The sequence below is a fragment of the Azospirillum palustre genome, from assembly GCF_002573965.1.
Taxonomy (GTDB): Bacteria; Pseudomonadota; Alphaproteobacteria; order Azospirillales; family Azospirillaceae; genus Azospirillum; species Azospirillum palustre.
In genome coordinates this window covers 261,121-274,932 of sequence record NZ_PDKW01000042.1, presented here as the reverse complement: position 1 = coordinate 274,932, position 13,812 = coordinate 261,121, and the positions used below count along the sequence as shown (strand labels likewise).

The window sequence follows — 13,812 nt, the reverse complement described above, 5'->3', positions numbered from 1 at the left end:
TGTCCTCAGAAAAGAAATCCGAGGGGACGAGAGATGGACGGCATGCCGAAAGGTCTGCGGCCGGAGCAGGGGACGGCGGAGCGGGCGGAGATCGACCGGAGCTATCGCCTGGATGACCGCTACAGCCGGGCCGAGGGCCAGGTCTATCTGTCCGGCACCCAGGCGCTGGTCCGGCTGCTGCTGCTCCAGGCGGAGAGCGACCGGCGGGCCGGGCTGAACACCGCCGGCTTCGTCAGCGGCTATCGCGGCTCGCCGCTGGGCGGGCTGGATCAGGCGCTGTGGCAGGCGCGCAAACATCTCGATGCCCACGCCATCACCTTCGTCCCCGGCGTGAACGAGGATCTGGGCGCCACCGCCGTCATGGGCACCCAGCAGGTCGAATCCTCCGGCGAGGCCACCGTCGATGGCGTGTTCGGGATGTGGTACGGCAAGGGGCCGGGGGTGGACCGCTCCGGCGACGTGCTGAAGCATGCCAACGCCTATGGCAGCTCGCCGCGCGGCGGGGTTCTGGCGGTGGCCGGCGACGACCATGGCTGCGTGTCCTCCAGCATGCCGCACCAGAGCGACCTTGCGATGATCGCGTGGTCGATGCCGGTCCTGAACCCGTCGGGCGTGCGCGAGTATCTCGATTTCGGTCTCTATGGTTACGCCCTGTCGCGCTTTTCCGGGGCGTGGGTCGGCTTCAAGGCGATCTCGGAATCGGTGGAAAGCTCGGCCACTGTCCGGCTGCCGTCGCTGGAGCGCGGCTTCCTGCCGGTGGCATTCGATCCGCCGCCAGGGGGCTTGCATTACCGCTGGCCCGACCTGCCCAGCCTCGCCATCGAGGAGCGTCTGGCCGCCAAAATCGCGGCGGTGAAGGCCTTCGCCCGCGTCAACCGCATCGACCGCACTGTACTTGGTAAGGGCGGCTGGCTGCGCATCGTCACCACCGGCAAGGCGCATCTCGACCTGATGGAGGCGCTGCGCCTGCTGGGCATCGGCACGGCGGAGGCCGCTGAAATTGGCTTGTCGGTCCACAAGATCGGTCTGTCCTGGCCGCTGGAGCCCGACTTCGCCCTGACCGCCGCGCGGGGGGCGGAGGAAATCCTGGTGGTCGAGGAGAAGGCTCCCGTCGTCGAGGGCCAGTTGAAGGATCTGCTGTTCCACCTGCCGGCCGGCGAGCGCCCGCGCGCGGTCGTCGGCAAGACCGACGAGTTCGGCGCGCATCTCCTGCCCGCCACCGGCGAGTTGCGGCCCTGGATCGTCGCCAAGGCGCTGGTGGAGCGCATCCGCCACCGCTTCCCGGAACGGGATTTTTCCGCCCGGCTGGCGGAGCTGCTGCCGGGCGAGGCGCCCGCAGCCCCTGCCCTGCCCCGCACGCCTTATTTCTGCTCCGGCTGTCCGCACAACAGCTCGACCAAGGTGCCGGAGGGCAGCAAGGCGATGGCCGGCATCGGCTGCCACTTCATGGCGTCGTGGATGGACCGCGACACGGTGGGCCTCAGCCAGATGGGCGGCGAGGGGGTCAGCTGGATCGGGCAGGCACCCTTCAGCAAGCGGCCGCACATCTTCCAGAATCTGGGCGAGGGCACCTATTTCCATTCCGGGCTGTTGGCGATCCGGCAGGCGGTGGCCGCCAAAATCAACATCACCTACAAGATCCTGTTCAACGACGCCGTCGCCATGACCGGGGGCCAGCCGGTGGACGGCCCGATCTCCGTCGACGCCATCACCCGCCAGTTGGCGGCGGAGGGCATCACCCGCATCGCCGTGGTCAGCGACGCGCCGGAGAAATACGACAGCCGGTCCGCTCTGGCGCCGTTTACTACGGTGCATCACCGCGAGGATCTCGACGCCATCCAGCGCGAGATGCGCGACATCCCCGGCGTCACCGCCATCGTCTATGAGCAGACCTGTGCCGCCGAGAAACGCCGCCGGCGCAAGCGCGGCACCATGGCCGACCCGGCACGCCGGATGGTGATCAACGATCTGGTCTGCGAAGGCTGCGGCGATTGCGGCAAGAAGTCGAACTGCCTGTCGGTGCAGCCCAAGCAGACCGAATTCGGGGTGAAGCGGCAGATCGACCAGTCCAGCTGCAACAAGGACTATTCCTGCGCCGACGGCTTCTGCCCCAGCTTCGTCTCGGTGGTCGGCGGGTCTTTGCGCAAGCCGAACCCCGATGCGGTCGCCGCCCGCTTCACCGACGATCTGGCGGCGCTGCCTTTGCCGCATTTTTCCAGCACGGACGACCCGGCGGAAATCCTCATCGTCGGCGTCGGCGGCACCGGCGTCGTCACCATCGGTGCCGTGCTGGCGATGGCGGCGCATCTGGAAGGCAAGGCGTCCTCGGTGCTCGATTTCATGGGCTTCGCGCAGAAGGGCGGTGCCGTCTACAGCTATTTGCGGGTGGCGGGCGACGCGGCACGGCTCAATCAGGCGCGGATCGACCCGAAACAGGCGCAGCTGGTGCTGGCCTGCGACACGGTGGTCGCTGCCTCGGCCGACGCGCTGAAGACGGTGCGGCTGGGCCGCACGCGGGTGGTGGCGAACGCCCATGTCGCCCCCACCGGCGCCTTCACCCGTGACGGCAGCAAACTGCCCGATGCCGGATCGCTGCTGCGCAGCTTGCGCCGTGCCGCCGGACCCGAGCAGGTGGAGGTGGTGGACGCCAACCGGGTGGTCACCGCGCTGTTCGGCGACAGCATCCTCGCCAACGTCTTCCTGATGGGCGTCGCCTTCCAGAAGGGGTTGCTGCCGGTCGGGCTGGAGGCGCTGACCCGCGCCATCGAGCTGAACGGCACCGGCGTGCCAGCCAACCTATGCGCCTTCGCCTTCGGCCGCCTCGCCGCACACCGGCCGGAACTGCTGGCGATACTGGGCGCGGAGGAGGAGGCGCCGGCCACCGACCTCGCCGGCATCGTCGAGCGGCGGGCGGCGTTCCTCGCCGACTATCAGGACCGCACCTATGCCGACCGCTACCGCGCGCTGGTGGAGCGGGCGCGGCAGGCGGAGGCCCGCGTCGCCCCCGGATCGACCGCGCTGGCCGAGGCGGTGGCGCGCAGCGCTTTCAAACTGATGGGCTACAAGGACGAGTATGAGGTCGCCCGCCTGCACAGCGATCCGGCCTTTGCCAAGAGCCTGGAGGACCGGTTCGAGGGCGACTGGAAGCCGGTCTTCCACCTCGCCCCGCCGCTGCTGTCGCGCGACACCAACGGCTATAGCGAGCCGCGCAAAATGGTGCTGGGCGCCTGGATCCTGCCGGTGTTCCGCGGGCTGGCGGCGATGAAAAAACTGCGCGGCACGGCGCTCGACCCGTTCGGCTATACGGCGGAGCGCAAGATGGAACGCGCGCTGGTCGTCCGCTACGAGGCCACCGTGGCGGAGATCGCCGAGCGTCTGTCGGCCGGCCGCCTCGCCACCGCGGTGGAGTTGGCGGCCCTGCCGCAGGAGATCCGCGGCTTCGGCCCGGTCAAGCACCGCGCGATGGAGGCGGTGGAACCGCGCTGGCGGGCGCTGGAGCAGCGGCTGCGGGAGCGGACGGCGCAGGCGGCGTGAAGACGCCTTACTTTTCGAGGAAATGCAGGAAGGGGAAGGCTTCGAAGTCGAAGCGGATCAGGGCCGGCGCCCCGCCGCTGCGGACCAGATGGTCGTGGGTGCAGTAGGGGGCCGCCTGATCCAGCCCCCAGAAGGCCCGGCCCTCGTCGAAATGCCGGCCGATATAGGCGACGACGAGGTCGAGGTAGCGCTGCGCCGCCGGTGTGCGGTTGAAGGCGAGGAAGCCGGCGAGGAAATCGCGGGTCGGCCCGCGGCCCCGGCGGTCCTGCATCACCGCCACGTCCCAGGACGGCCACGCCGCCATGGCGAGGCCGGGATCGGCGAGCAGCAGTGCATCGACATCGATCTGGATCACCGGCCCAGCCCCGGCCCGCAGAAGCTGCTGCGTCACCGCGAACCGGGCGGAGGCGTAATAGGTCAGCCGCACCGGCTCCGGCAGGGCGCTCAGATCGACGGCCTCGAAGGAGACGGACAGCGGCAGGCCGCCGCCCGCCAGCCGGATCAGCTCCGCTTCGACATCGGCCGGCGGGTTCACGACATGAACATGCAGGACGCAGGACGCGGCCTTGTCCTGCCATGTCTCAAGGAAGCCGGCGCCAAAGCGCCGCCAGTAATCGCCGTCGCAGCCGACCAGCAGGATCGGCCGGCCATCGGACTTCGCGGCCACCGGCATGCGGCGGGCGGCACGGGCGAAACAGGCCGGCGGCTCGGCGGCCAGCGCTTCGAAGAAGGCCGGCCCGCCGCGCACCATCGACCACAGCAGCATCTCGAAATCGGCAGCGATGTCCTCCGCCGTCCAATGGCGGGCGAACTTGCGGAAATAGCGCTCGGCAAGGGCGAGCCGCTGCCGCCGGTAGAGGGCGTAGCAGACCACCGACAGGGCGACGCTGTCGCGCGGCTCCGCCATCAGCCGGCGGCGGGCGGCGGCGGCGACCCGCTCCAGCAATGCGTCATCCATCACGCCGGTCTGAACCGCGACCACCGCCGTCCCGAACAGGTTCCGGCATGCATCGCCGTGCCCGCCGTCGGCGGCACGGCCGAAGGCGGCGATGGCCTCGCCCAGGGCCGCCCGGTCGACCAGCCGGCCGGCAGCGGCGAGCGCGACGCCCATCACCCGGCTCGCCGCCAGCCGGCACAGGCCGAGACGGTACAGGCAGTCGGGCCGGCCGGGCTGGAGCGCGTCCAGCCGCCGGTACTGCGCCTCGGCCTCCGCGGTGCGATCCTGGGCATAGAGACAGTCGCCGAGCCGCCGCAGGAAGCTTTCGGTATCCGGCGCCAGCCGCAGGGCCCGGCGCAGCGCTTCGGCCGCCCCGGCCCCGTCGCCAAGGTCGGTCAAAGCGCCGGCGAGGTTGCCGAACGGCTTGACCCAGGCGGGGTCGAGCGCCATCGCCGCCCGATGCTGACCGGCCGCCCGGTCCGCCTGCGTCGCCGCCCGCAGCGCCGATCCCAGATTGTCGCGGTAGGCGGCGCAGAGCGGGTCCCGCCTGATTGCCTCGCCGATCAGCCGCACCGCTTCGGCATGCTCGCCCGACTGGTGATGCAGCACGCCCAGCAGATGCCACGCATCGGCCACCTCGGGTGCGGCCTGGATGATCTTCCGGTAGATGTCCGCCGCCTCGGCCAGCCGGTTGCCCTGGTGCAGGCCGACGGCGATGCGCAAGGCTTCGGATACGGTGGTCATCGCGGGCGCGCTCCTAGAGTCCTCCCAGATCCTGCGCTTCCAGGATCGTTTCCGGCAGGGTCAGGGTCAGGCCGTCGAAGGGAGCCAGCAGGGCGCGGATGTTGGAGCCGACACCGCAGACCCGGTATTCCAGCCGAACCGCCTCGATCCGTTCCGGCAGCATCCGCTTGTGGTCGGTGATCAGCTGCCAGGCGAGGACACAGCTGTTTTCCGCGTCCTGGGCGGTCGCATAGTCGTAGTCGCCGTAGCGGTTGCGGCGGGCGATGTCGGCGACCTTCACCTTCATGTCGGGAAATTCGCGCCGGGTCGTCACCGTCAGCGTTTCCATGGTGTAGAGCGGCACCGGGAAGACGCGCGGCGGCTGGACCAGGGCGCCGAACAGGCTGTCCGGCAGGGTCTGCACGTCGACGGTCAGGCGGTTCTCCCCGGCCAGCGAGGTCGGGTTGCCCAGCGCCACGTTGTAGGTCTTGTAGACCGCGCCGGTGTCGCGCATGCGGGCGGCGACGATGGGGAAGTCGCGGCTGTCCGGCAGGGTCACCGGCAGCGCCGCCGGCTGGATGCGGCGCCAGGGGGTGGCCGACTGAGTGAGGTTGTCGCGGACCCAGCCGGCGCAGCCGGAGGTCAGCAGCGTGGCCGCCGCCAGCGCCGTCCACAGCGCGGCGCGTCTCGCGGTCCGGTGAATCGGGGTCACGGCCATCTCCATTACGGCCATCGGGGCTTCCTTACCAGTCATGGTAGATCGTCTTCCAGGCAGTGGAGAGGCCTTCGCGCGACTCCTCGGTGCTGAGCCGGTCGTCGATGGACTTGAACTGGACGTAGGCTTCGTCGAAGCGCATCAGGTTGTACAGCGCCCAGCCGCGCACGATGCCGAGGTTCCGCGGCTCCGGCTCCAGCTCCTTGCGGGCATCGAGCAGGCGCAGCACGTCGTTGTAGCGCTTGTCCTCCAGCGCCCGGCCGGCCTCCGTCGCCATCAGCGAGGCGCGGATTTCCGCCCGCTGCGTCGCGGTCAGATTGGCGCGCGGCAGGTCGCGGGTCAGGCCGGTCACGTCGCCGGTCGCCAGACGCGCGATGGCCTGCCCATAGGCGTTCTCCTGGGCCGGCGTCGCCGTCTGCGGCAAGCCCGATGCGGCGGGGCTGCGGTTGCCCGCCTTTCCGGCCGCTGTTCCGGCCGCCGAAGCCCCGCCTTTTGCGGGTGCCGGGGCGGGCTCGCGGGCGGCCAGGGTCTGCGCCTCGGCGAAGGCGGCTTCGGCTTCCGACGGGCGTTTCAGCTCCAGCAGGCACCAGCCGCGCTGCTGCAACAGGGAGGCGGTCGGACCGCTTCTGGCGATGGTGCTGCGGATGATGCTGATGCACGCGGCGAAATCATGCCGGGCCAGCGCGCGGTCGAGCTCGCTCGGGCCCTGCGGTGCGGTGCGTCCGCCGCCGGGGCCGGAGGGGCCGCGCGGCGGGTCCACCGCCTTCAGCGCCTGATCGATGCGGCTCGACTTGCCCTTCCACGGGGCAGCGGCGGCACGGGCCTGCGCCTTGTCGCCCAATCCGTTGTAAGCCAGCACCAACCCTTCCGCCGCCTTGTCCGACGGTGTCCACTCGTTGGCCTGGGTGAACCAGCCCTGCGCCTCGGTGAAATTCTTCTGCTTCTGGAAATACCAACCGAGCGCGATGGCGCCGTCGGCATCCTGCTTGTCGCGGACGATGCCCTGGACGCGCGACAGATCGGCCGCCGACAGGGCGCCGGGCTTCGCGTTCCCCAGCCGCTCCAGCAGGCGGCCGGTCTCCAGCTCCGCCTCGGCGCTGCGGACGGCGGAGTAATCCTCCCCGGTCGCCGGGTTGGCGGTGGCGCCGAGCGCCGACAGCTCGCGCAGCCGCTCCGGGCTGAGATGGCGCGACGCCTTGAAGATGGTGTCGCGCCGCTCCTTCGCCTTGGGGCAGGTGGTGACGATGGTCTTGTAGGTGTCGAAGGCGCGGTCGGTCTGCTTCAGCTCGGCATAGGCCTCCGCCAGACGCCAGGCATTGTCGAGCCGGTTGCAGGCCACCGCCTCCGGCTGGGCGGCGGCGGCATCGACGACCTCCTGCCAGCGCTTGGTGTCGCTGGCGGAGCGGATGCGCCCGGCGCTCTCGGCCAGTTCGAGCTCCTGCAGAAGCTTGTCCGACGGCTGCCAGGACGGCGACTTGCGCCGCTGTTCGGCGATGGCGGCCCGCGCCTCCGCCACCTTGCCGGCGGACATCAGAGTCCAGAACGGCGTCTCGTCGACGCCGGCGGCGGTCGGCTGCGGCGCGAACAGGTCCTTGGGCGGTTCCCAGCCGGGGTCGAGCGCGCGCAGGCGGGCGATCTCCGCCTCCATCCGCTCGCCGTCGCCGATGCGGGCGTAATAGCGCAGCGCCGTCTCGTCCACCTTGCCGGCGGCCGGGGCGGAGCCGCTGCCGGGAGCCGGCGCCACCTCCACCTTCACGCCGGGAGCCAGTGCCCGCGCGCCGCTGTTCGACTGCGCCCAGGCATCTGACCCACCAGCCACGGCGATGCCGGCGAGGAAAAGGGCGGAAAGGAGGAGAGGACGGGTCACGGATCGATCCCCAGGCTTTGCGCCGCCAGCGCGGAAAGATGGGCCAAGGTGGTGGAGTAGTAATCCTCGTCGGGCGCCAGCGGCGGCACCGTCACGGCGTCGCCGGCCCCGGCAAGCTTGCAGGCCAGCCGGTAGACCGCCAGCATGCCGACCGACGCCGCCACCTGGGTGGTGGTGCCGCCCGGCAGCGACACGGTGGCGGGAACCGCCGAGCCGCCAAATTTCGTCGCCAGCGTCGCGAAGGGGCGGAAGTAGTAGGGATCGCGATAGCCGTCCATCGCCAGATAGAGCGGCACCCGCACGGCGTCGTAGCCATACTGTTTCTTGAAGCCGTCGGCGATGCCCACCGTTCCGGCGGCATCCAGCGTCATCCAGTCCGGCGGCAGCTGGAAGCCGCCGAAGCGCGCCTTCGACAACAGCACCAGCCCGGCATCCGACAGCTTGCCCCAGCGCTCGCCCCCCGGAAGGGCGGCGAAGGCGCGGATGGCCGGAAAGATCCAGTAGCTGGGGTTGAGGACCAGCGTCTCGCCCTTGCGGAAGCCGTCGCGTCCAGGCAGCAGCACGGTCAGCCCGGCCTGCTCCACCAGAACCCCGGCGGCCAGCGCCTTGACGATGGCGGCGGCGGCGGTGCGGTAGGCCTCCGCCTGCCAGGTCTCGGCGGCGCGCAGCAGCGCCCAGGCGATCAGCATGTCGCCGTCGGATGCGTTGTTGCGGTCGGCGACCCCGCCATCGGGCGTCCAGCGCCAAGCCACCAGCCCGTCGCCGCGCACCATCAGCACGCGCTGGGTCCAGCCCCACAGCCGGTCGAAGGCGGCGCGGTCGCCCCCCGCCACAGCCAGCAGCATGCCGTAGCCCTGCCCTTCGGAATGGCTGATGCCCTTGTTGCCGGTGTCGACGATGCGGCCTTCCGGCAGCAGGAAACGTTCGGCATAGCGGCGCCACGCCGCCCCGTCATAGGGGGCCGCGCGCAAGGCGCCCGGCAAGGCAGCCGGCACCGCCGCGGCCAGCCCGAGGGCGGCCGTCCCGACCAGCATGCCGCGCCGCGATGTTCCGACAGGGGACGTCATGACCCGCTCCGTTCCCGATGCCCGCTCTTCAGCAGAAGGCGCATGCTGACCGTCAGCACCACCGCCGTCCCCAGCAGCAGGGCGAACAGTAGCTCGATCCGTTGCGACAGGTTGCGGGCCAGAATCAGGATAAGGTTGCCGATGTCAAAGGGATTGAGAATGATCTGGTAGGGACGCGACACCTCCAGCGTGGTGATGGCTGGCGCCGCACTGCTCCACAACGCCCCGCCGCCGCGCAGCTTGTCCCACAGCCCGGCCTCGCCCAGGCTGCGCATGGCGCGGTCGACGGCGCGCGGATCCGCCGCGGTCAGCAGCGTCCAGGTCAGCGGCTCGGCCCCCGGCGCGCGGTATTGCAGCAGCGCCGCCTCCGGCAGGGTTTCGGCATTCTCGGTCAGCGCGACCACGTCGACCGGCGCCTCCTCCACCGTCCAGCTGTTGATGTAGCGCGCCGCCGCACCCATCGCCCGCCGCGCCCAGTCGGGCACCCAGCCGCGCCCGGTTGCGGCCGGATCCTTGGCATCGCCCGCCATCCGCTGCCAGCGGTTGGCCGCACCGCCGTCGGCGGCCAGCGCCGAGCCCGCGGCGCCCATCTGCTGCCCCAGTCCCTGCGGTATGCCCCCCGGCCGCGCCGGCCCCGGACGGGCGGCAGTGCCGGACCAGCCCAGCCGCAGCCGGTCGGCCAGGGCGCGGCGGTCGGCCGCCGCCATCGGCTCGCCGCGCGCCTTGGCCTGGGCGATCAGGGCGCCGGCCTCCAGCAGACCGGCCAGCCGGTCGGCCGGCAGCGGGGCCGAGGTGAAGACGGCCTGCGGCAGCGCCGCGACCGGGCCGACGATCAGCGCGTTGTCGTTCGGCAGCCCGTCCCAGCCGGTGTAGGGCACCACCGCCATCAGGTCGCCGGCCCGCTGCGCCAGCTTGGCGGTCAGGCTCCAGGCGGCGCCGAACCAGGCGGGGTCGCGCCCGACGACGACGAGATCGAAGGGCGGCGCCTGCTCGCCCCCGGCGGTGCCGCCATAGGGAAAGGCGGTGTTGGCGAAGCCGCCCAGGCTCGGCAGCGTGACCAGACGGGCGAAGCCGGGGATCTCGATGCTGGAGCTGTCCAGCAGGGTGAAGGTCGGGCGCCGCACCGCGAAGACGCAGTCGGTGCCGCCGGCCGGCGGCAGCTCCGCCTCCAGTTCGATCAGGTTGGGGCCGGGACGGAACAGCGCCATCGGCAGCGGCATCTCGCCATTCTCGATGATGCCGCTGGAGCGCTTGTCGATCTCCATGGCGCCGGCCGACTTGCCGTTGACCCGGACGTTCAGCACCGCGCCGGGGCCGAGATTGCCTTCGAACGCCGCGTTGACATGAAACAGGATGGAGCGGTCGCTGACCGGGGCGAAGCCGGCCGGCAGGGTCAGATCGACCCGGCCGGTGTAGCGGTAGCCGCTGTGCTGCACCGTCTGGAAGCCGAGGTCCGACAGACGGTAGCGCCCCTCCGCCTGCACCGGCGGGGCCGGCGGCGCGGCCGGGACCGCCGCGTCGGTGACGATCATCGCGGTCTGTGTCGGCAGCGGCCGGGTCACGTCGGCCAGCCGCATCACCGCCTGATCGACCTCCTGCTGGGTTCGTCCCGAGGCGACGGCGACGAAGCCGCCACCGCCGCTTCCCTCCGGACCGCCCTTGTTGACAGCATAGGGATAAACGCTGAGGAACGGCCCGGCGATGGCGGCGGCCCGCGCCTCGCCCAGCAGGGGAGCGAGGCGGTCGCGGGTGCCGATCAGGATGTTCTTGCCGCCCGGCAGCGGCAGGCTTTCCAGCGTCGGGGCGGGAGTGCCGGGAGGGTTGCCCGGCGCATTGCCGGCGGGCTTCACCGGCACCGCCACCACCCGCGGGGTCTGGTCGCCCAGCAGCAGGCCGTAGGACTGCGCCACCATGGAGCCCCAGCCGAGGTGATCGGCGTCGATCTCGCTGCCGGGCTGGACGATGGCCAGCGGCTCCCGCGCGCGGTCGGCGGAGGCCAGGAGCTGGCGGACCATGGCGAGGTCCGGCTCCGGCACGCCGCCGTCGGACATCAGCGTCAGCGACGAGGCGGCGAGGTTGACCCGCGCCCACAGATCGTAGGTGCCGCGGACCGTGCAGATGGCGCGGTGCTGGGCGCTGGTCTGGAAGACGATCTGGTTCTCGCCGGGGCGGATCAGGCTGCCGGGCAGGGTGATGGAGGCGTTGACCGGCCCGCGGAAGGCCGCGAGCGGCAGGTCCGCCACCGGAGAGCCGTTGATGAAGACCGACATCGACCCCTTTTCGGGCAGGATGTCGATGCCGTTCTCGTAGGTCAGCGTCAGCATGGCGCTGGTCAGCCCGATCACCGGCGGCAGGACGGCGCGCAGCGCCACCGTCTCCGTCTCGCCATGCAGCGTGACCTCCGGCTGGCCGTCGCGCAGGTTCGACAGCGGGATCACCCGGCGGTCGGCGGCCAGCACCGGCGATGCCCAGCCGGCCCATAGCGACAGCAGCGCAATCAGCGCCGCCAACAACGTCCGTGGCGACGCCCGCAGCATCCGGCCCCCGCCGGTTTGTTTGCCCATGCCCGCCATCGTCGTTACGGAGCCTGGAAGGTCAGGATGCGGCGCAGCGCACCCGGCAGGGCCAACAGGACATGGCCCAGCCGTGGAACCACGCGGGTGGCGAAGAAAAGCAGCCCGCCGAAGAAGGTCGGCGCCGCAACCCGCTTGCGGTCGAGGAAGATGTCCCAGCCGACGCTGTTGCCGAAGACGAAGCGCGCCATCTCGACGATGTCCTGGCGGTCGCGCGGGGCGAAGCCGGCGCCGACCGCCAGTTCGCCGTTGCGCATCTCGATACGGAAGAAGCGCACGCCGGTGGTGGTCGCCGCCTCCGTCTCCGTCGCGGCGATGGTCAGCACCGGCGTCTGGTCGGGCCGGCTCAGCAGCTCGCGCCATTTTGGATCGACGATCAGCCCGACGCCGCCGGCGGACACGTCGGCAACCGTCAGGTCGATGCCGGTGCCGTCCTCGAACTTCAGCACCGCCGGGCGGTCGACGGTGAAGCGCTCCTGCCGGCGTACGCGCTTGCGCTCATAGACGACGGCGAGGCCGCCCAGTGCCAGCAGCAGGCTCAGCGAACACCACACCGCCACCGGAACGATGGCCGCCCGGTGTTCGGGGAAGATGGAATAGCGCCACGCGCAGGCCGCCAGCCCCGCCGCCAGCAGCAGCGTGGTGACGATGAAGGGGGTGGCGAGCGGCGAGAAGCCGTCCTCCTCCACCGACTGGCCCTTGGCGGTCACCTTGAACACCGGGTCGCGCGGCCGGATCAGCGTCGCCAGCGCCGCGCGGGAGACGTGGAAGGATTGCAGATACTCGTACAGCTCCGAGAACAGCGGCCAGCGCATGCGCCCATGCAGGAACTGCGACAGGAAGGCGGCGGCGAAGACGTGCGGAATGACGAAGCAGCCGAAGTCCGGCAGGTTGATGCGGTAGATCTCCAGCCCGAACAGGGCATAGCACAGCGGCGACAGCAGGAAGATCGGCCGCCAGAACCAGAAGAACCAGTAGAGCATGGTGCTGAGGTAGCACAGCCGCTGCGAGAACGTCAGGCCGCGCTTGAGCAGCGGGTTTTTCAGGAGGAACAGCTGGATCATGCCCTGGGTCCAGCGCGACCGCTGGGCGATGAAGCTGTCGAAGGTCTCCGGCTGCAATCCGGCGATCAGCGGGCGCGGCAGATAGACGCTGCGCCAGCCGCGCGAGTGCAGCTCCAGCGCGGTCTCGCAATCCTCGGTCACCGTGTCGCCGCTGAAGCCGCCGACCTCCTCCAGCGCCGCGCGGCGCAGGATGGCGGCGGATCCGCAGAAGAAGGAGCCGTTCCAGCGGTCCAGCCCGGGCTGGATCGAGTAATAGAACATCTCGTTCTCGCTCGGCATCCGCTCGAAGGTGCCGAGGTTGTATTCGACCGGGTCGGGATTGACGAAGAAATGCGGCGTCTGGACCAGGAACAGGCCGGGATCCTGCTGGAAGAAGCCGACCGTCGCCTTCAGGATGCCAACGGTGGGAACATGGTCGGCGTCCAGGATCAGCAACAGATCGCCGGACGTCTTATGAAAGGCGTGGTTGATGTTGCCGGCCTTGGCATGCTCGTTGCGCGGCCGGGTCATGTAGGTGACCTGCAACCGTTCGCACAGCGCGGTCAGCGTCTCGCGCCGGGCCGAAGCCGCCGCTGCCTGTTCGGGATTGCTGTGGGCGAGCTTCTGATCGGTACCGCCGTCGTCCAGCAGATAGACGTGCAGCTTGTCGCGCGGGTAGTCGATGCAGACCGCGGCGGCCAGCGTCGTCTCCAGCAGCTCCGGCTCCTCGTTGTAGGAGGGGATGTAGACGTCGACGCTGGGCCAGAAGGCGGGATCGCCCGTCGGTTCCGACGGCTCGCGGGCGAGCGGGTCGATGATGACGAACAGCGAGGTCAGGAACAGGACGAAGGACAGCGCCTCGGCCGCGAACAGGGTCACGCCGGGAATGAAATTCACCAGGTCGTCCACCGGCGGCAGCGTGCCGGTCAGGCGCCAGAAGAAATAGCGGAAGGTGACGAAGGCCAGCAGCAGAACGGTCAGCGTGCGGGCATGCCAGAAGCGCTGGGCGAAGCGCCCAAGCACGAAGGCGGCGGCCACCACGCCGGCCGAGATGGCGGCACTTGCAAATCTTCCAACGGGCAAGGCGGCCAGCGCAAGAAACAAACCCGCCGACAGCAACAATAGAATCCAGAGCAGAACCGAGCGCAGGGAGAATCGGCGACTGTTCAGGTTCGGCTGTCGTTTGGATTGCTGCGCCTTGTTGTTCAGGGGCCGAACAACGGTCTTGGCGCCGGGCGAGGTTGTCATGCGTATCCGCAGAATGGGGCCATTGCACCCTAGTGGGTGACCCCTTATGGCTCAAGCTTCGTTACAAATCGTTACTGGCTCGAGACAAAGCTCGCTCAAAAGCCG

General features: G+C 70.3%; 7 protein-coding genes. 1 reads left to right on the top strand and 6 read right to left on the bottom strand.

The features are described from left to right. The first annotated feature begins 42 nt into the window (after positions 1-42). The gene (locus tag CRT60_RS19015; protein WP_244592614.1) at positions 43-3,534 is read left to right on the top strand and encodes an indolepyruvate ferredoxin oxidoreductase family protein; all 3,492 of its coding nucleotides are present in this window, start codon (positions 43-45) and stop codon (positions 3,532-3,534) included. A 7-nt stretch (positions 3,535-3,541) separates the two neighbouring features. Here CRT60_RS19015 and CRT60_RS19010 read toward each other — a convergent pair whose 3' ends face one another. The 6 genes from CRT60_RS19010 to bcsA are packed head-to-tail and all read right to left on the bottom strand — an operon-like array spanning position 3,542 to position 13,707. Next, a complete protein-coding gene (locus CRT60_RS19010; protein ID WP_098738118.1) occupies positions 3,542-5,215 on the bottom strand; it encodes a tetratricopeptide repeat protein in 1,674 nt (557 codons plus the stop codon). Between the two features lie 13 nt (positions 5,216-5,228). Then, positions 5,229-5,912 (bottom strand): cellulose biosynthesis protein BcsN, encoded by a 684-nt coding sequence (bcsN, locus tag CRT60_RS19005; protein WP_425290416.1) that lies wholly within the window; start codon positions 5,910-5,912, stop codon positions 5,229-5,231. 25 nt (positions 5,913-5,937) lie between these two features. Beyond that, entirely contained in the window at positions 5,938-7,776 is a 1,839-nt protein-coding gene (locus CRT60_RS19000; protein WP_098738117.1) for a hypothetical protein, read from the bottom strand. Next, on the bottom strand, positions 7,773-8,843 hold the full coding sequence (locus tag CRT60_RS18995; RefSeq protein WP_098738116.1) for a family 8 glycosyl hydrolase: 1,071 nt from the start codon (positions 8,841-8,843) through the stop codon (positions 7,773-7,775). The genes CRT60_RS19000 and CRT60_RS18995 overlap by 4 nt, the downstream gene beginning before the upstream one ends. Then, a complete protein-coding gene (locus tag CRT60_RS18990; RefSeq protein WP_244592612.1) occupies positions 8,840-11,407 on the bottom strand; it encodes a cellulose biosynthesis cyclic di-GMP-binding regulatory protein BcsB in 2,568 nt (855 codons plus the stop codon). Before CRT60_RS18990 ends, CRT60_RS18995 begins: the two co-directional genes overlap by 4 nt. Before the next feature lie 14 nt (positions 11,408-11,421). Next, positions 11,422-13,707, bottom strand: a complete 2,286-nt coding sequence (gene bcsA, locus CRT60_RS18985; protein WP_098738114.1) for a UDP-forming cellulose synthase catalytic subunit — start codon at positions 13,705-13,707, stop codon at positions 11,422-11,424. Positions 13,708-13,812: the final 105 nt, after the last annotated feature.